Raw genomic sequence first — 19,138 nt, 5'->3', positions numbered from 1 at the left:
AATGCGTAACCTAAGCGCTTTCTTTTACTCTGTGGCTAATTATGACTTCCTCACGTTTCCCTCTCGCGGCGACTGGCGTTGCGCTAATGCTCGTTTTGTCCGGCTGCGCGCCAATGCACAATGACGATGCACCCCTTGCTCAAAAAACACCTCCACAACAGTTGGATACCAAACTTCCTCCTGAGCTGGCGCACGGTTGGCCGGGCAGTGACTGGTGGCGTGGTTATCATGACAGCCAGATTAATACGCTGGTTGAACGTTCGCTGAAAGACTCGCCGGATTTGGCCGTTGTGCAGCAGCGCATAAGGCTGGCGCAGGCCCAGACGCAAATGCAGGAAGCGAGTGACGGCCCGCAAATGGATTTCTCCGCCAATATCGAGCGTCAGAAAATGTCCCAGGAAGGGGTGATGGGGCCATTTGCTCTGACTGACCCGGCGGCCGGCACCACCGGGCCTTATTACACCAACGGTAACTTTGGGCTGACGGCTAGTTGGGATCTGGATTTGTGGGGCAAAAATCGCTCGGAAGTGGAAGCAAAAGTAGGCGTCATGAGAGCGAAACAGGCTGAACTTGCCCAGGCCAAACAGGTGATTTCTGCCAATGTTGTGCGCTTATATTGGGATATGCAAACCCTGCTGGCGTTAAAAGATGTCAAACAACAAACCCTGGCGGCACAGAAGAATATCGTTAATGTCGAAACCAATCTGTACGCTCATGGGATTAACTCGTCAGTTGACGATGTCGAATCCAATATCGATTTCGTGAAAACCCAGCAGCAGATTGATGACATCGACGGGCGCATTAATATCGCCAAATCACAACTCGCCGCGATAACCGGTGATGCGCATGCTGCTGCAAATATTAAACCTGTCCCGTTGCCTAAAGTCAGTAGCCGTGTGCCGGACCATATGGGTTATGAGCTGCTGGCTCGCCGCCCTGACCTTCAGGAAGCGTACTGGTACATCGAATCTTCGCTCAGCAGTGTCGATGCTGCCAAAGCTGCGTTTTATCCTGACGTCAACCTCAGTGCCTTCCTGCAAAATGATGCGCTTCATTTGAGTGATTTGTTCCGTGGTTCAGCCCAGCAAATGGGCGTGATTGGCGGCTTTACTCTGCCTATTTTTGACAGTGGCCGCTTGAACGCCAACCTCGATATTGTGCGCGCAGAAAGTAACTTATCCATTGCCAGCTACAACAAAGCGGTGGTTGGTGCGGTAAATGATGTTGAAAAAGCCGCCAGCCAACTGAATGCGGTTGCGGCGGAAAACGAGCATCAGCGCACCATTTTGCAAGGCACGCAAAAACTCAAAGCTCTGGCGCAGGCTCGTTACAAAGCGGGGATCATTTCTGGTGCGCGGATGAGCGCAGCGACCTTGCCGGATTTGTCTGAACAGGCAAAAGCCATCCAGCTACACGGCCAGTGGCTTAACGCCGATGTTCAGTTGATCTCTGCTTTAGGCGGGGGGTATCAGGCAGGGAAAGCATAGCCACTGGGTTATGTCGTGGGCGCTGCGCTTGCCCGACCGGTTTCGGTTTTGTAGGGCGGATAAGCGTCAGCGTCATCCACCGTCTCCTATACTTACATCCTGGTTAAAAGATAGTCTGGAGGTGGTGATGAGTGCGGCTAACAAAGTGGCTATTGTCACAGCAGCGGATTCCGGTATTGGCAAAAAATGTGCGCTTATGCTGGCACAGCAGGGCTATGACATCGGCATCACCTGGCATTCAGACGAGCAGGGCGCACAAGACACGGCGCGTCAGGTCAACGGTTTTGGGCGGCGAGCGGAAACTGTTCAGCTTGATTTAGCCCATCTTCCCGATGGCGCAGCCGGAATTGATGAGCTGATTGAGCGTTTCGGGCGTGTGGACGCGCTGGTGAATAATGCCGGGGCGATGAGTAAAAACCCTTTCCTGGATGTCACCCTGGAGGAATGGCGCGGGCTGTTCACTGTGGATGTAGACGGCGCATTTATCTGCTCGCAGAAAGTGGTGCGCGCCATGATAGCCCAGGGTAATGGCGGGCGGATTGTGAATATTACCTCAGTTCACGAGCACACACCGCTTCCTGAAGCCTGCGCTTACACGGCGGCAAAACATGCGCTGGGCGGGTTAACCAAATCCATGGCGATGGAACTGGTGCATTATAAAATTCTGGTCAACGCTGTTGCACCCGGCGCTATTGCCACGCCGATGAACAACATGGCAGAAGGTGACGGAGTCAAAAGCAAAATTCCTGAGATCCCATTAGGGCGAGCTGGCGAAACCGAAGAAATTGCCAGTCTTGTTGCATGGTTGTGCTCTGACAGCGCCAGCTACACTACCGGACAATCGTTTATCGTCGACGGCGGTTTTATGTTCGCCAACCCTCATTTCAAACCGAAAAGTTAACCTGACTTATTGTTCTCGCGGCGTTTGAACCAGTAACGCACCAGCCACACCACCGCAACTACGCCGACCAACCAAATCCAGTGCTTTATATGTTGGTCCAGGTTTTGCAGCCACGGGCCAACAACTTCGCCGCCCATATACCCCAGAGTGGTAAAAAGCGTTGCCCAAATTAATGCGCCCACGATATTGAGCGGCAAAAAGATCCGCGGAGGTAGGTGACTGGCACCTATCAAAATCGGCCCGATCACCCGGAAGCCATACATAAAGCGCGATCCGATGACAAACCAATAAGGGTGACGGTTGATAAGATCCTGCGCTTTAATGATTTTCTTTTTGTGTTTTTGAAATCGTGCAGGAATGGAACCGCGAAAACGCCTGCCAACCAGATACAGCAGTTGGTCGCCAATCATGCCGCCGAGCGCCACGGACAGAACCACTAGCGGAAATTTCAGCAACCCCTGGTGTGCTGCAATCCCCCCCAGCAGAGTTACCGTTTCCCCTTCAGCCATGCTGCCCAAAATCAAAGCGGCGTAGCCGTAATGCGCAATCAGTTGAGTAATATCCACAGTGTTAAATGTCATTCCTTGTTTTTGTACAGCCTCAGTATAGCGGTTGTGACCGTTGGAGATGTTGTTCCGTTTCCCCAGTTATTTTTATCTGATTAAAAAACAATCAAGCCGCTGTGCATTATACTTTGACTGTGCTTAATCGATTTTTTTTGGCATGTCAGGAGGCGTTATGAGTCATGTCTGGGGGCTTTTTTCCCATCCTAATCGTGAAATGCAGAATATAAAACGCGAGAACGAAACGGTATCACATCACTACACTCACCATGTGTTAATCATGGCGGCCATTCCGGTTATCTGTGCGTTTATCGGCACAACCCAAATTGGCTGGAATTTTGGTGACGGCACCTTCGTTCAATTGTCGATGTTTACCGGATTCTATTTAGGCGTACTGTTTTATGCACTGATGTTGGCTGGTGTCGCCGTGATGGGGCGTGTCATGTGGTGGATGGCTCGTAACTATCCACATCGCCCGTCACTGGCTCGTTGCATGGTGTTTGCTGGATATGTGGCGACCCCACTGTTTTTAAGTGGCCTTGTGGCGCTGTATCCGCTGGTGTGGTTGTGTGTTCTGGTGGGTGCTGCCGCGCTGGTTTACACCGGTTACCTGCTGTATGTCGGTGTGCCCGAGTTCCTTGGCATCAATAAAGAAGAGGGGATGAGCTTCTCTAGCTCAACGCTCGCCATTGGTGTACTGGTGCTTGAAGTCCTGTTAGCGCTGAGTGTTATCTTGTGGGGTTACGGATACCGTTTGTTCTAAACGGTGGGTAACTATTTTATTACGAATCAATTGTGGCAGTTTTCCGGGGCGTCAGAGTATTATGCTGACGCCTCATCTATTCATACGTTCTGTGAACAGATTCGATGGACACATCACATTCTTGAATAATTACAGAAGTGCCACCATGCCGACAAAAATTCGACTATCGTTGCTCAGCCTTGCGCTGATGATTGCCGCACCACTCGCTTCTCAGGCTGCGACTAAAGCCACCGTACAACAGGTGAGTTCCACACAGGAAATAGCCTCTGGCAGTGCTATGATCGTCGATCTGCAAACCAATAAAATTTTGTATTCCAGCCATCCCGATCTGGTGCGCCCGATTGCCTCTATCACCAAACTGATGACGGCGATGGTGGTTCTGGATGCGAAGCTGCCGATGGATGAAATGCTCAGCGTCGACATCAGCCAAACGCCTGAAATGAAAGGGATTTATTCTCGCGTACGTCTGAAAAGTGAAATTAACCGTAAAGACATGATGTTGTTGGCTTTAATGTCATCAGAAAACCGCGCGGCGGCGAGTCTGGCACATCATTATCCTGGCGGTTATAACGCGTTTATTCGTGCGATGAATGCGAAAGCCAAATCCCTGGGTATGACGCACACCCGTTACGTTGAACCGACTGGATTGTCGATTCAAAACGTTTCCACGGCGCGTGACTTGTCCAAACTGCTGATTGCATCAAAGCAATATCCACTGCTTGGCCAGTTGAGCACCACCAAAGAAGATATGGCGACGTTTGCCAATCCGGCTTATACGCTGCCGTTCCGTAATACCAACCATTTGGTTTACAACAACAAATGGAACATTCAGCTCACTAAAACTGGCTTTACCAACAATGCCGGACATTGCCTGGTGATGCGCACTATGATTAATAACCGCCCGGTGGCGCTGGTGGTGTTGGATGCCTTCGGCAAATATACCCACTTTGCCGATGCAAACCGTTTACGCAACTGGATGGAAACGGGCAAAGTGACGCCTGTGCCTTCATCAGCGCTGGCGTATAAAAAGCAGAAGTCTGCTCAAATGGCGAGCAATACGGTTGCGGGCAATGCTCAGGACGATTAAAGCAATACCCTAATTTAATGGCAGCGTCCGGTCCCCATCATTAAGCGGGCGCTGCATAATCAACGTATCGCGCCAGCCGCCAAGCTTGAATCCCACATTGCGTAGTTGCCCAACCACTTCGAAACCGAGTTTTTTGTGCAAACGGCATGAACCTGAATTGTTTTCACCATCGCCAATAATCGCCACCATTTGCCGCCATGGCCCCTGCTCGCAACGGGTAATCAGCTGGCTTAACAGCTCACGACCCACACCTTTGCCCGTCATACTGGCGTCAATATAAACCGAGTCTTCAATGGTAAAACGATACCCCGGGCGTGGGCGATAAGCTGTCGCGTAGCTATAACCCACCACAATTCCGCAATATACCGCGACCAACCACGGGAGTTGTAGGGCATGAACTGCGTTAAGACGTTCAGCCATTTGGCTACGTGTTGGCGGCTCTTCTTCGAAAGAGCCGCGCCCATGCAGAACATGCCATTCATAAATGGCGGTGATGGCCGGAATATCATCGGCGCTGGCGTCGCGAACATGTAATCCTACACTCGGTACTGTTTCGAGCACTGACATCTCCCGCTCCTGTACGCAAAAAAATTTAAGTGGCGTAAGGTCACACCACTTTTTGGAATTTTAATTTAGTACGAAAAACCAACGAAAAATAGCCCCTGGTCTGGTGGTTGACGGCAACAGTTAATGAGGGTTGTGGTGGTGCGTATGGCTACAGGATGCTTCCTCCCACCATTTATGCTTCGTAGTTTTACCAATGCCTGGGTTCATGCTGTTAGTCGGGTCATTTGCCTGATAAAACTGCTTTAAGCTGTCAGGCGCTTCATAGAGATGCCCGACGTTATGCTCAGCCGGATACTGTGCGCCACGCGTGCGTAACAGCTCGAGCATTTGCTCTTTCAGCGCATGGACATCAACCCCTTTTTTGACAATGTAATCCTGGTGGAAGACATGGCACATGAAGTGGCCGTAATACAGGCTGTGGCTGATTTGGCTGCTGATCTCTGGTGGGAGTTGCTCAAACCACTGCTGGTCGTTACGGCGCAGAGCGATATCCAGCGCCAGAATATCTTCCACTTCACTGGCGTGAACCGCGTGATAACGCACCGCAGCACCGGCAGCGGCAAAACGATGTAAAAACGCTTTCGCCCCTTCGGATGGCGTACAGACGAAAAAGCCCCCCTCAGCCTGCTGGAAATAACTCTCCAGCCAGGTGCGCGCCTCGGCAATCCCTTCGCCCGACATCTTCAACAACAAATGATGTTCGTATTTTCCACGCCACTCTTTCATGCGCGGCGGTAAATGGTTCGGGCTCCAGTTGCTCAGACGCTGTAACACACGATCAGTGAAGTGCGGCTTAAGGAACGGGACTTTTTCAATCCATGCGTCGGTGCGGCCTTTCAGGGTAAAGAACAGCGGCATTTTGTCGGTGCCGAGCTTGTCGATCATCATGAACGTGTCTTTGCCATATACCTCGGCGATATCGTAAATATCGCGGTGCATGTATTCGCCCGCCACCGGCAGGTTTTCAAAATTAGCCAGAATATGGCGGCGGATTTCCGTCAGCACTTCTGGTTTGTTGGTGCCGATGTAGAACACTTCGTTTTGCTTTTCGGCAACAAAGGTATCGAGGCGTACCGCAAAAACGGCAAGTTTCCCGGCGCAGCCTGAAGCTTCAAAAAGACGGCTTGGGTCAGCGTTAAAGCGAGATGGCGTGTCGGCATCCACATCTCGCACGCGCTCGGCGTAATCTTTATCAGAGGCCTGGCGCTGGTCGTGAAGCACATTCTCTGGCTTCACACGCTCGTCATCGAGCTTGCCGAGGATTTGTTCGGGCGTCACGCCGAGGTCGATACCCAGATGGTTGACCAGCGTTAATTTGCCTTGCTCGTCGATACGCGCATACAGCGCCATTTCGGTATAGGCCGGTCCGCGTTTCACCAGCGAACCACCGGAGTTATTACAAATTCCGCCAATCACCGATGCGCCAATACACGACGAACCGATCACCGAATGCGGTTCACGCCCCAACGGTTTAAGCGCTTTTTCTAGTTGATATAGCGTGCTGCCAGGGAATGCCAGCACCTGTTTTCCGCCGTCCAACAACTGCAATTTATCCAGACGTAGCGTACTGATAATGACAATTTCACGATCGTAATCGTTGCCATTTGGGGTTGAGCCTTCGGTCAAACCGGTATTGGCGGCCTGCATCAGGATGATTTTGTCCGTGCTGACACAAGCACTCAGCACACGCCATAACTCCAGCAACGTGCCGGGGAAAACCACCGCCAGCGCCTCGCCCTGGCCGGAACGGAAACCTTTACGGTAACGTGCCGTTTTGGCTGCATCGGTTAATACATGTTGGTTGCCAACCAGGCGATTGAGTTCATTAATAAACGGGTTAGACATTTATCCACTCTTTGTGAAAATAGTGACGCCTTCAAGCATAGCTTGCAATTCACTAATGATTCTTCCGAAACGCTCGGAAAATCAGCACATAACATCGGAACCGCTCTTCTTACCACTGTGTCGTTGTGGCACACTGCACCTCTTAACACTTCGTGCTGCCCCGCGTGGCGGCTTGAGCAAGAGAGTAATGTCGATGAAATGGCTCTGTTCTGTAAGTTTGGCAGTTAGCCTTGCGCTGCAACCCGCGCTGGCTAATGAAATGTTTGGCCCGCACCCATTAACGCCTGAAGCCCGTGACGCTTTCGTCACCGATTTGCTGAAAAAAATGACCACTGACGAAAAAATCGGCCAGTTGCGGTTAATCAGCGTCGGGCCGGATAACCCGAAAGAAGCCATTCGTGAGATGATCAAAGACGGGCAGGTTGGGGCGATTTTCAACACCGTAACCCGTCACGATATCCGCACCATGCAGGACCAGGTGATGGATCTCAGCCGTCTGAAAATTCCCTTATTCTTTGCCTATGATGTGGTGCATGGCCAACGTACCGTGTTCCCAATCAGCCTCGGTTTAGCCTCTTCCTTTAATCTGGAAGCGGTGAAAACAGTGGGCCGAGTTTCTGCCTATGAAGCGGCTGATGATGGCCTGAACATGACATGGGCACCGATGGTCGACGTGTCACGCGATCCGCGTTGGGGCCGTGTTTCTGAAGGCTTTGGTGAAGATACTTACCTGACCTCGATCATGGGCCGCACCATGGTTGAAGCGATGCAGGGCAAAAGCCCGGCAGACCGTTATTCGGTAATGACCAGCGTCAAACACTTCGCCGCTTATGGCGCAGTAGAAGGTGGCAAGGAATACAACACGGTTGATATGAGCACCCAGCGCTTGTTCAACGACTATATGCCACCGTACAAAGCCGCGCTTGATGCGGGCAGCGGTGGTGTAATGGTTGCGCTGAATTCATTAAACGGTACGCCTGCATCGTCTGACAGCTGGCTGCTCAAAGACTTGCTGCGCGATGAGTGGAAATTCAAAGGCATCACTATTTCTGACCATGGTGCGATTAAAGAACTGATCAAGCACGGTGTGGCGAGTGACCCGAAAGATGCGGTGCGTGTCGCACTGAACTCCGGCATCAACATGAGTATGAGCGATGAGTACTACAGCAAATACTTGCCAGAGCTGGTGAAAAGCGGTGAGGTACCGATGGCAGAACTGGATGATGCCGCGCGCCACGTGCTGAACGTGAAGTATGACATGGGGCTGTTTAACGACCCATACAGCCACTTAGGGCCGAAAGAATCTGACCCGGCAGATACCAACGCCGAAAGCCGCCTGCATCGTAAAGAAGCACGCGAAGTCGCCCGCGAAAGCATGGTGTTGTTGAAAAACCGCCTACAAACCTTGCCGCTGAAAAAATCAGGCACCATTGCCGTGGTTGGCCCACTGGCTGACAGCAAGCGCGACGTGATGGGTAGCTGGTCTGCGGCGGGTGTGGCCGATCAGACCATCACTGTGTTGCAGGGTATCAAAAATGCGGTGGGCGATAACGCCAAAATCGTGGTCGCTAAAGGTGCTAACGTCACTGATGAAAAAGACATCGTTGCCTTCCTGAACCAGTACGAACCTGCGGTGAGCGTTGATCCTCGTTCAGCTAAAGAGATGATCGACGAAGCGGTTAACACCGCGAAATCTGCCGATGTGGTGGTGGCGGTTGTTGGCGAAGCGCAAGGCATGGCACACGAAGCCTCTAGCCGTACCGACCTTGTTCTGCCGCAAAGCCAGCGCGATTTAATTGCCGCGCTGAAAGCGACTGGCAAACCGTTGGTGCTGGTGTTGATGAACGGTCGCCCGCTGGCGTTGGTCAAAGAAAACCAACAAGCCGATGCGCTGTTGGAAGCGTGGTATAGCGGCACCGAAGGCGGGAATGCGGTTGCCGATATTTTGTTTGGCGATTACAACCCGTCAGGCAAATTGCCGATGTCCTTCCCGCGCTCTGTCGGGCAGATCCCGGTTTACTACAGCCACCTGAATACTGGCCGTCCGTACAATCCGGAAAAACCAAACAAATACACTTCTCGTTACTTTGATGAAGCAAATGGCCCGCTGTTCCCATTCGGTTATGGCCTGAGCTACACCACGTTCACGGTTTCTGATGTGAAAATGTCAGCGCCATCAATGAAAGCCGATGGCAAAGTCGAAGCTTCTGTTGAAGTGAAAAACACCGGCGACCGTGAAGGCGAAACCGTTGTTCAGCTGTATTTGCAGGATGTCACCGCATCAATGAGCCGCCCGGTTAAAGAGCTGAAAGGCTTTAAGAAAGTGACGCTCAAACCAGGCGAAACCCAGACCGTGAGCTTCCCGATTGACATTGAGGCGCTGAAGTTCTGGAACGCACAGATGAAGCACGTTGCTGAACCTGGCAAATTCAATGTGTTCATCGGGCTGGATTCTGCCCGTGTGAAACAGAGCGAGTTTGAACTTAAATAAGCTTTAAGTCGTTACTTTGATAAAAGGCCACTGTGAAAAGGTGGCCTCTTTTATTGGGCAAAAGAGCCAGATAGATTTCTCACTTCCAGCACCCGTTTTCCCATTCCTCAATTCTCGACTAAACTTTTGCGACTCCATGATTTTTAAGCAAAGAACAACAACGAGGAAGTACGATGAACTTATCAGCGCGTTGGGGTATGACAGGATTAGTGTTACTGGCGGCAGGCGCTCAAGCCGCAGAACCGGTGAAAGTGGGTTCTAAAATTGATACCGAAGGGTCACTGCTCGGTAATATCATTTTGCAGGTGCTGGACAGCCACGGTGTCAAAACCGTCAATAAAGTCCAGTTGGGAACCACACCAGTCGTGCGCGGGGCCATTACCGCAGGCGAGCTGGATATTTACCCGGAATACACCGGCAACGGGGCATTTTTCTTCAAAGATGAAAAAGATCCGGCATGGAAAAATGCGCAACAAGGTTATGAGAAAGTTAAAAAACTTGATGCCGAGAAAAATCATCTGGTATGGCTGACTCCCGCTCCCGCCAATAACACCTGGACCATCGCGGTTCGCAAAGATCTGGCCGAGAAAAACAAACTGACTTCGCTTGACGATCTCAGCGCTTACCTGAAAAAGGGTGGTGAATTCAAACTTGCGGCTTCTGCTGAATTTATTGAACGCTCTGATGCGCTTCCGGCATTTGAAAAAGCCTATGGTTTTAAACTCGAGCAGCCGCAATTGTTGTCTCTGGCGGGTGGTGACACGGCGGTCACCATTAAAGCTGCCGCACAGCAAACGTCGGGCGTAAATGCCGCAATGGCCTACGGAACGGATGGCCCGGTGGCGGCACTTGGCCTGCAAACGTTGAGCGACCCAAAAGGCGTGCAGCCTATTTATGCCCCTACGCCGGTGGTGCGTGAAGCGGTGCTGAAAGCGTATCCGGAATTGGACGACTGGTTAAAACCGGTATTTGCTTCGCTGGATGAGAAAACGCTGCAACAGCTGAACGCCAGCATTGCGGTGGAAGGACTGGACGCTAAAAAAGTGGCTGCTGATTATCTGAAGCAGAAAGGTTTCGTGAAATAACAGGATGTCTGTTTGTTCAAAATTCATAATCGTGTCCTGTTGCTACTGGTGACTTTGCTGGTGGTGGCAGGCGCGGCTTTACCGTTTATCAATTTGGCACCCAATCGCCTGGTTTCCGGGGAGCCTATCGCGCTTAGCCAACTCCCGGCGCACGCCTGGCTGGTTCTCTGTGTTGCGGTTTTCATCCTGGCCTGTCTGGCGCTGTTACCTTGTCGGCCACCTGCATTGCTATTGACACTCCTGGTGGGCGAGCTGACGTTTATCGCTATTTTGTGGGCGATGGGAAACACGGCAACGCAGTTTTCGCAGCAGGGAAGCACGCTTGCGCGCTCCTCACCGGGCAGCGGATTATGGTTGTCGCTAACTTTATGCCTGCTGCTGTGCACTGACGCCATCAACCGTCTGACGCCCAAAGCACTCTGGCGTTTGCTGCTGAATATACAGATCTGGGTTGTGCCTCTCGCACTGCTGCTGAGTGGATTTTTTTCCGACCTTTCCCTGCTAAAAGAGTATGCCAACCGTCAGGATGTTTTTGATGATGCACTGTCGCGCCATCTAGCTCTGCTATTGGGGACGTTGCTGCCAGCGCTGTTGATTGGCGTGCCGTTGGGCGTGCTGTGTTACAACCGCCCAGGCTGGCAATCCTCGGTCTTTTCGGTGCTCAATGTTATTCAAACGGTGCCTTCGGTGGCGTTGTTCGGTTTGTTAATTGCGCCGCTGGCGGGGCTGGTCAAGATTTTTCCCTGGCTGGGTTCGCTGGGCGTGAGCGGGATTGGCGTCGCGCCAGCATTAATCGCGCTGGTGCTGTACGCGCTATTGCCGTTAGTGCGCGGCGTGGTAGCAGGGTTACAGCAAGTTCCACGCAATATCATTGAAAGTGCTGAAGGCATGGGCATGTCGCGCTGGCAGATTTTCTGGCAGGCTGAAGTACCACTGGCGCTACCCGTATTATTACGCAGCCTGCGTGTTGTCTGCGTTCAGACCATCGGTATGACGGTGATTGCCGCGCTGATTGGTGCCGGTGGTTTTGGGGCGATTATCTTCCAGGGGTTACTCAGTAGCGCGCTGGATTTGGTGTTGCTCGGTGTAATTCCGGTTATCGCGCTGGCGGTTGTCCTCGACGCATTTTTTAAACTGTTTATCTCATTGCTTGAGGAAAAACAGCCATGATCGAATTCGAAAATGTCAGCAAATCCTTCCAGGGCGAGATAGCCGTCAGCGACTTGTCGCTGCATATCAAGGAAGGGGAGTTCACGGTGCTGATTGGCACCTCAGGTTCTGGAAAATCCACCACTCTGAAAATGATCAACCGCCTGGTCGAACACGATAGCGGGCGTATCCGCTTTGCCGGTGAAGAAATCCGTAATTTTGACGCCAAAGTTCTGCGCCGCCGCATGGGGTATGCGATTCAGTCGATTGGCCTGTTTCCCCACTGGAATGTGGCCCAGAATATAGCCACCGTGCCGCAATTGCTGAAATGGCCGAAAGCGCGAATCAGTGCGCGGATTGACGAATTACTGGATTTACTCGGCCTGGAAGCAGCGCAATTTCGTGACCGTTATCCGCATCAGCTTTCGGGTGGGCAGCAACAGCGTGTTGGCGTGGCGCGCGCGCTGGCGGCTGACCCGGAAGTGTTGTTGATGGATGAGCCTTTTGGCGCGCTTGATCCGGTGACACGCGGTGCGCTGCAACAAGAAATTATCCGCATCCATCAACTGCTTGGGCGCACCATTGTGCTGGTGACGCACGACATTGATGAAGCGCTAACACTGGCCGACAGAATTGTGCTGATGGATGGCGGGCAGGTGGTTCAGCAAGGTACACCGCTGGAATTATTAACGCGCCCGGCAACAGATTTTGTGCGTGATTTCTTTGGTCGCAGTGAGCTTGGTGTACGCCTGTTGTCACTTTGTCATGTGGCTGAGCGGGTGCGAACGGAAGAGCGCATCGCAGGCGATCCAATCAGCGAAACGTTAAGTTTGCGCGAGGCATTATCGCTGTTTGTTGACCGCCAATGCCAGCAATTACCGGTGGTGAACCAGCGTGGTGAGCCTTGCGGGGTGCTGCATTTTAGCGACCTGGTTCAGGGGGAAAAGATGCGGGGTGAAAATGCGCCTGCTTCGTGACCCGCTGCTGTGGTTTATTGCGCTGTTTATCGCATTGTTAGCGGTATTACCTTACAGCGGCCCCGTGTTCAGCTGGCTTTTCCCTGAACTCGAAAGGCCTTTGTACCAACAAGATAGTTTTATCGCCCTGGCGCTCAAACATTTTATGCTGGTCGGGATTTCCAGTTTGGTGGCGATTGTGATTGGCATGGGGCTGGGTATCGCGGTGACACGCCCGGCAGGACTTGAGTTTCGCTCTCTGGTTGAAACTATCACCGCGGCTGGGCAAACTTTCCCGCCCGTCGCGGTGCTGGCGATTGCCGTTCCGGTAATGGGGTTTGGTCAGCAACCGGCAATTATCGCGCTGGTGTTATACGGCTTGCTGCCGATTTTGCAGGGAACGTTAGCAGGGATTGGCGCGGTACCAGAAGCCACAAAAGAGATTGCCCTGGGGGCCGGAATGAGCCGCTGGCAAATGCTGAGAAAAGTCGAATTACCCCTTGCAGCACCTGTGATTCTGGCGGGGATCCGCACTTCGGTGATCATTAATATCGGCACCGCAGCGATTGCCTCAACGGTTGGTGCCAGCACCCTGGGTTCGCCGATAATTATCGGGCTGAGCGGCTTTAACACCGCCTATGTGATTCAAGGCGCTTTGTTGGTCGCATTGGCCGCCGTGGTTATCGACCGCCTGTTTGAACGCTTATTACGTTACATCACGCGCCATGAAGGATGACGATATAGCCAACCAGCATTACGCCGCCAATCCCACCGATAGCCATCACCAGCATACCGCCCACCAGGGCAATTTTACTCAGTTTCATCTTTATATTCGCTCCATACATAACGTCTGCGATTATAAGATGAAGCAGGGTTGTTAATGAACCTTTAAATTTTTCTTATGCGTGTTCGGTCGATTGCCCGTTGCTCATCAGCGGGTAAATTTGTAACCCCGAGCAGCGCCAAAGTTCCAGCTGGTCAAGTTGACTGTGGGTCGGCGTATCGCCACACCACACCAGCAATGTTTGTTGGGCGAACAGCTCAGGGCGCAACTGGTGCAACGGATGCGCTAACACATCCACACGCCAGCCTTGTTGGATTGCCATCCACGCCGCCATCCATAAACGGGTGGTATCCGGTGTATCCCATCCAATTAATAGCGCATCTTTACCGCTGCGTTTGCGCGCGGAGGCGAGACACAGTGCAATGTAATTGATCAAGGCGCCATCCAGCAGACTGAGTAACGTGTTGAGTGTGACTTGTTGGCATTGCAGACGGCGACGAAGAGGGATGTAGAGCTGGTTGACGAGGGTTTCTGCCGGATAGTCGCGGCCAATGTCAGCCATCCAGTTTCGTAACCGGTTCGGACTGCCAGCTTGTAAATGGTGAAGCAATAGCTCCTGGCGTTCACGCCAGCCGCTTTCTCGATCCTGAAGTTCCCCACTCAGCAAGGCTTTCACCTTGCTGACTTGAACACCGTTTTCAATCCAGCGTTTGATTTCACGGATACGTTCGAGGTCGGCATCGTCAAATAATCGATGGCCGCCATCGGTACGCTGCGGTTTCAAAAGCCCGTAACGCCGTTGCCAGGCACGCAACGTTACGGGGTTGATATCACAAAGCAGAGCCACTTCACCGATTGTATAAAGCGCCATGTTATCCCCAAAGTCTACCCGGGAAACCCCCCGTATAACTGTAGTCAGTTATAAAGACTCTGGGTAATTTTTAGTTACATGGTGCAACTAAATCTGTTAATCGTCGAAATACAAATATCCTTGATTAACTAACTCAGTTAAGACGCTTACAAATTCTGGGTTCTGCAAAGCATCGCCCAGTTCGGCCTGGCTCAACAGGGTGTAACGGCACAAAGCATCGGCGGCATGCGGAACCGGCGCTTCCATCGGTTCGCTGTTGACGAAAAACTCGCCCTCGACATTCAGCACGCGCAAACCGCTCAGGCGCGTCAGGCATTCGCCGCCGAGCAACGCATCAAGGATTTCCCCAGGTTGATATGGCGGCTCCGCTGGCGCAATGTCCAGCTCGTGACGCGGAGTGGTAATAAAGCGGCCAAACCACTGCTTGAAATCTTCAGGCTGGCTAATCACTTCCATCATCATGTCGCGCAGACGCGCCAGCTCATAGCCTTCAACTTTGCCCGGATGCTCGCGGCAGGTTAAATCAGGATCGCTGTAATGCTCGCCACCGAGATCGTTTTCCAGCGCGTAATCAGCAAAGCTGCTGATCAAATCGCGGCCATTTGGCCCACGGAAACCGACGGAGTAGTTGAGTGCGGTTTCATGAGTGAAACCATCGTGCGGGAAACCTGGTGGAATATACAGAATGTCACCAGGTTCCAGATCTTCATCAATGATCGGTTCAAACGGGTCAACGTGCAGCAACGCTGGATGCGGGCAGAACTGGCGCATCGGCAGTTTGTCACCGACACGCCAACGACGGCTGCCCATGCCCTGAATAATAAACACGTCATATTGGTCGATATGTGGGCCAACGCCGCCGCCAGGAACCGAGTAGGAGATCATCAGGTCATCCAGACGCCAGTCCGGTAACACACGGAATGGACGTACCAGTTCAGCCGCGGGTGCATGCCAGTGGTTAACGGCCTGCGCCAACAGCGACCAACCGGTTTCCCCTAGATTATCAAAATCTTCGAAAGGCCCGTTGGCAGCCTGCCACTGACCGTTGGTGTGGCTTACCAGGCGGCTATCCACTTCTGCTTCCATAGCAAGACCAGCTAACTCATCCGGCGTAATCGGATCGACAAAATTCGGAAACGCATTTTTCAAAATAACCGGCTTTTTCTGCCAGTATTTCGCCATAAACTCAGGCCAGTCTAAATTGAGTTGATAATCCATTTTTTGACACCAGTGGGAAGATAAACAGGCTCGATTATAGAGAGGAACCGCCCCTGGCCACTTTGTCATGCGTCAAGCCTTGCTGTAAGACTGCAAAAAGTGGGACAATAGTGGTTGTTTATACAGTAAAAGTGGTTTCCATGGCTTTGTCCTCAGCTCAAAAAGAGCAAATCGCCGCCTGGTATAAGGCGCTGCAGCAGCAGATCCCGGACTTTATTCCGCGCCCACCGCAACGGCAAATGATTGCCGAAGTGGCGAAAACGCTAGCGGGCGAAGCGGGTCGTCATCTGGCGATTGAGGCACCCACAGGTGTGGGGAAAACTCTTTCTTACCTGATCCCCGGGATCGCCATCGCCCGTGGTGAGCAAAAAACGTTAGTAGTCAGCACCGCCAACGTCGCCCTTCAGGATCAAATCTTCAGCAAAGACTTGCCGCTACTGCGCAAAATTATCCCCGATCTCAAATTTACCGCCGCCTTTGGTCGTGGGCGTTACGTTTGCCCGCGCAACCTGGCAGCCCTGGCGACGGACAACGCTTCACAAGGTGATTTGCTGGCTTTTCTGGAAGATGAAATGGCACCGACCAGCAAAGATGAACAACAACGTTGCGCCAAACTGAAAACCGATCTCGATGCCTATAAATGGGACGGACTGCGCGACCATACTTCGCAAAATATTGAAGACGATCTCTGGCGGCGTTTAAGCACCGACAAAGCCAGCTGTCTGGGGCGCAATTGCCACTGGTATCGCGAATGCCCGTTCTTTGTGGCACGGCGTGAGATTGACGATGCGGAAGTGGTAGTAGCAAACCATTCGCTGGTGATGGCGGCTATGGAAAGCGACGCGGTGTTGCCTGAGGCAAAAAACCTGCTGCTGATTTTAGACGAAGGACATCATTTGCCGGATGTGGCCCGAGACGCGCTGGAAATGAGCGCCGAAGTCACGCCCGGTTACAGCCGTTTGCAGTTCGATCTCTTCACTAAACTGGTCGAAACCTGCATGGCGCAGTTCCGCCCGAAAAGCCCGCCACCGCTGACATCACCCGAACGTCTGACCAACCATTGTGATGAAATTTATGAACTGCTGAGTTCGTTTAACAGCATCGTTTCATTGTGGTTACCGGGCGAACAGGAAGCGGTGCACCGTTTTGAAATGGGCGTTCTGCCCGAAGAAATCATGGTGATTTGCAAACGCCTGGCGAAGCTAATGGAAGGGTTGCGCAGCCTGGCTGAAGCGCTGCTTAACGATTTGGGCGAAAAAACCGGAACGCACGATATTGTGCGTCTGCACCGCGCGTTACTGCATATGAACCGCGCATTGGGGTATTTCGAAACGCAGAGCAAACTGTGGCGGCTTTCGGCGATGGAGCAGGCATCGGGTGCGCCGGTGTCGAAATGGGTAACTCGTGACGTTCGTGAAGGTCAGCCGCATCTGTTCTTCCATTGCGTAGGGATCCGCGTGTGCGATCAGCTAGAAAAACTGGTCTGGCGTAATGTGCCGCACGTTATCGTGACTTCAGCAACGTTGCGTTCACTGAATAAATTCGATCGCTTACAAGAAATGAGTGGGCTGGACGAAGACGCAGGTGACCGGTTTATCGCGCTGGATTCACCGTTTAACCACGTCGAGCAGGGCAAGCTGGTGATCCCGCAGTTAACCGTTGAGCCGACGATGGAAAACGAAGCCCAGCATCTGGCTGAAATGGCAGCGTTCTTCCGTGCTGAACTGGCAAAAGGCGAGCACAAAGGGATGCTGGTGCTGTTCGCCAGCAACCGTGCGATGCAGGTGTTCCTGACGCATGTGACCGATTTACGACTAACACTACTGGTGCAAGGCGACATGCCACGTTATCGGCTGGTGGAGCTGCACCGTAAGCGTGTTGAACAAGGTGAAACCAGTGTGCTGATCGGTCTGCAATCTTTTGCCGAAGGTCTGGATTTAAAAGGGGATTTACTCAGCCAGGTGCACATCCACAAAATTGCCTTCCCGCCAATTGACAGCCCGGTGGTGGTCACCGAAGGCGAATGGTTAAAAACCCTGAAACGCTATCCTTTTGAAGTACAGAGTTTACCGAGCGCGTCATTTAATCTTATTCAACAAGTCGGGCGTTTAATTCGTAGCCACGGCTGTTATGGTGAAGTGGTGATTTACGACCGCCGCTTGTTGACCAAAAATTATGGGCAGCGTTTACTGGGTGCACTGCCCGTGTTTCCAATAAGCCAGCCTGAAGCGCCAGCGGCTAAACTGATTGATACCCCACCGAAAAAGACGGTGCGACGCAAACGTGTGAGCAAGAAATAAAAAGGAGAGTCGGAGTGGATTACCGTAAGATCATTAAAGAAGTCGGGCGTGGTAAGAACCACGCACGCGATCTGGATTTTGACACCGCTCGCGGCTTATACGCCCATATGCTCAGAGGCGAAGTGCCGGAGCTGGAGTTAGGTGGCGTGCTGATTGCGCTGCGTATCAAAGGCGAAGGTGAGGCGGAAATGCTTGGCTTCTATGATGCGATGAAGCACCACCTCATCTCGCTGACGCCACCAGTGAACAAGCCGATGCCCATTGTCATCCCTTCTTATAATGGCGCGCGCAAACTAGCAAACCTAACTCCCTTGCTCGCGATGTTACTTAACCGTCTCGGTTTTCCGGTGGTGGTGCATGGCGTAAGCCACGATCCAACGCGTGTCATAACCGAAACCATTTTTAAGCTGATGGGGACTGAGCCGACGCTGCATGCCGGCCAGGCTCAGGCCAAACTGGATTCTCATCATCCGGTATATATCCCCATCAGTGCGCTTTGCACGCCAATGGAAGATCAGCTGGCAATGCGCTGGCGGATGGGGGTGCGTAATAGTGCCCACACGCTCGCCAAACTGGCAACACCGTTTGCAGAAGATGCTGCGCTGCGCCTGGCCAGCGTTTCGCATCCTGAATATGTCCCGAAAGTGGCGAAATTCTTTGCTGACATTGGCGGGCGTGGCTTGCTGATGCACGGTACGGAAGGGGAAGTGTATGCCAATCCACAGCGTTGCCCGCAAATAACACTTATCGACAGCCAGGGTTCACGCATTGTGAGTGAACGCCAGACTGAAATCGGCGACGAGGAAGTGGTGCTACCTGCCGGAAAAGATCCGGAAGTCACCGCCCGTTGGATTGAACGTTGTGTTGCAGGGTTGGAACCTGTACCGCAGTCATTAAAAATACAAATGGCTTGCTGTCTGGTGGCTACAGGAGAAGTGGTCACGCTTGAAGACGGTTTAATGCGCGTTAATCAGACATTCTGATGAGCAGAAAAAGAGCAAAAAAAAGCCCGCGAAAAAATCGCGGGCAACAAGGGTAATAACAGTGTCATGCAGTGTGGAGCAAAGCTCC

At 52.4% G+C, this 19,138-nt stretch carries 17 protein-coding genes; 11 read left to right on the top strand and 6 right to left on the bottom strand.

Going from position 1 to position 19,138, the window contains the following annotated elements:
* Window positions 1–41 precede the first annotated feature (41 nt).
* On the top strand, window positions 42–1,487 hold the full coding sequence (gene mdtQ, locus D8682_RS08125; RefSeq protein ID WP_121813994.1) for a multidrug resistance outer membrane protein MdtQ: 1,446 nt from the start codon (window positions 42–44) through the stop codon (window positions 1,485–1,487).
* Window positions 1,488–1,614: 127 nt separating this feature from the next.
* A complete protein-coding gene (locus D8682_RS08120; RefSeq protein WP_121813993.1) occupies window positions 1,615–2,388 on the top strand; it encodes an SDR family oxidoreductase in 774 nt (257 codons plus the stop codon).
* Here D8682_RS08120 and D8682_RS08115 read toward each other — a convergent pair.
* A complete protein-coding gene (locus tag D8682_RS08115; protein ID WP_064548440.1) occupies window positions 2,385–2,954 on the bottom strand; it encodes a DedA family protein in 570 nt (189 codons plus the stop codon). The two genes, D8682_RS08120 and D8682_RS08115, sit on opposite strands and share 4 nt — an antisense overlap.
* Window positions 2,955–3,126: 172 nt before the next feature.
* On the opposite strand from D8682_RS08115, the gene D8682_RS08110 reads away from it, so the two are divergent.
* Both D8682_RS08110 and pbpG read left to right on the top strand, forming a co-directional pair.
* Window positions 3,127–3,714: a Yip1 family protein gene (locus tag D8682_RS08110; protein WP_064548438.1), complete on the top strand. Its 588-nt coding sequence runs from the start codon at window positions 3,127–3,129 to the stop codon at window positions 3,712–3,714.
* 145 nt (window positions 3,715–3,859) lie between these two features.
* Window positions 3,860–4,801 carry a D-alanyl-D-alanine endopeptidase gene (gene pbpG, locus D8682_RS08105; protein ID WP_121813992.1) on the top strand — a complete coding sequence of 314 codons (942 nt, stop codon included), beginning with the start codon at window positions 3,860–3,862 and terminating at the stop codon, window positions 4,799–4,801.
* A 9-nt stretch (window positions 4,802–4,810) separates the two neighbouring features.
* Here pbpG and D8682_RS08100 read toward each other — a convergent pair whose 3' ends face one another.
* Window positions 4,811–5,368, bottom strand: a complete 558-nt coding sequence (locus tag D8682_RS08100; protein ID WP_064548434.1) for a GNAT family N-acetyltransferase — start codon at window positions 5,366–5,368, stop codon at window positions 4,811–4,813.
* Window positions 5,369–5,488: 120 nt separating this feature from the next.
* Window positions 5,489–7,213: a D-lactate dehydrogenase gene (dld, locus tag D8682_RS08095; RefSeq protein WP_121813991.1), complete on the bottom strand. Its 1,725-nt coding sequence runs from the start codon at window positions 7,211–7,213 to the stop codon at window positions 5,489–5,491.
* Between the two features lie 193 nt (window positions 7,214–7,406).
* Here dld and bglX point away from each other — a divergent pair, with 193 nt between their 5' ends.
* The 5 genes from bglX (at window position 7,407) to D8682_RS08070 (ending at window position 13,630) form a co-directional block, all read left to right on the top strand.
* Window positions 7,407–9,704 carry a beta-glucosidase BglX gene (gene bglX, locus D8682_RS08090; protein WP_121815664.1) on the top strand — a complete coding sequence of 766 codons (2,298 nt, stop codon included), beginning with the start codon at window positions 7,407–7,409 and terminating at the stop codon, window positions 9,702–9,704.
* A 173-nt stretch (window positions 9,705–9,877) separates the two neighbouring features.
* Window positions 9,878–10,789: an ABC transporter substrate-binding protein gene (locus D8682_RS08085; RefSeq protein WP_121813990.1), complete on the top strand. Its 912-nt coding sequence runs from the start codon at window positions 9,878–9,880 to the stop codon at window positions 10,787–10,789.
* A gap of 12 nt (window positions 10,790–10,801) precedes the next feature.
* A complete protein-coding gene (locus D8682_RS08080) occupies window positions 10,802–11,959 on the top strand; it encodes an ABC transporter permease (protein ID WP_121813989.1) in 1,158 nt (385 codons plus the stop codon).
* Window positions 11,956–12,915, top strand: coding sequence for an ABC transporter ATP-binding protein (locus D8682_RS08075; protein WP_064548408.1), 960 nt, complete (start codon window positions 11,956–11,958; stop codon window positions 12,913–12,915). Before D8682_RS08080 ends, D8682_RS08075 begins: the two co-directional genes overlap by 4 nt.
* A complete protein-coding gene (locus D8682_RS08070; RefSeq protein ID WP_121813988.1) occupies window positions 12,899–13,630 on the top strand; it encodes an ABC transporter permease in 732 nt (243 codons plus the stop codon). Before D8682_RS08075 ends, D8682_RS08070 begins: the two co-directional genes overlap by 17 nt.
* On the opposite strand, the gene D8682_RS27120 is transcribed toward D8682_RS08070, so the two are convergent.
* From D8682_RS27120 to D8682_RS08060, 3 genes are all read right to left on the bottom strand, one after another.
* Window positions 13,611–13,718 (bottom strand): membrane protein, encoded by a 108-nt coding sequence (locus tag D8682_RS27120; protein WP_034494204.1) that lies wholly within the window; start codon window positions 13,716–13,718, stop codon window positions 13,611–13,613. The genes D8682_RS08070 and D8682_RS27120 overlap by 20 nt on opposite strands.
* A 75-nt stretch (window positions 13,719–13,793) precedes the next feature.
* On the bottom strand, window positions 13,794–14,549 hold the full coding sequence (locus D8682_RS08065; RefSeq protein WP_064548404.1) for a MerR family transcriptional regulator: 756 nt from the start codon (window positions 14,547–14,549) through the stop codon (window positions 13,794–13,796).
* Window positions 14,550–14,645: 96 nt separating this feature from the next.
* Window positions 14,646–15,767, bottom strand: a complete 1,122-nt coding sequence (locus tag D8682_RS08060; RefSeq protein WP_121813987.1) for a cupin domain-containing protein — start codon at window positions 15,765–15,767, stop codon at window positions 14,646–14,648.
* Window positions 15,768–15,907: 140 nt separating this feature from the next.
* Between D8682_RS08060 and dinG the strand changes: the two genes are divergently transcribed.
* A complete protein-coding gene (dinG, locus tag D8682_RS08055; RefSeq protein ID WP_121813986.1) occupies window positions 15,908–18,067 on the top strand; it encodes an ATP-dependent DNA helicase DinG in 2,160 nt (719 codons plus the stop codon).
* Window positions 18,068–18,081: 14 nt separating this feature from the next.
* The gene (gene ybiB, locus D8682_RS08050) at window positions 18,082–19,050 is read left to right on the top strand and encodes a DNA-binding protein YbiB (RefSeq protein WP_121813985.1); all 969 of its coding nucleotides are present in this window, start codon (window positions 18,082–18,084) and stop codon (window positions 19,048–19,050) included.
* Window positions 19,051–19,138 lie beyond the last annotated feature (88 nt).

It is taken from the genome of Buttiauxella sp. 3AFRM03, assembly GCF_003675305.1.
GTDB lineage: Bacteria > Pseudomonadota > Gammaproteobacteria > Enterobacterales > Enterobacteriaceae > Buttiauxella > Buttiauxella ferragutiae.
This window is presented reverse-complemented; position numbering and strand designations above follow the sequence as displayed.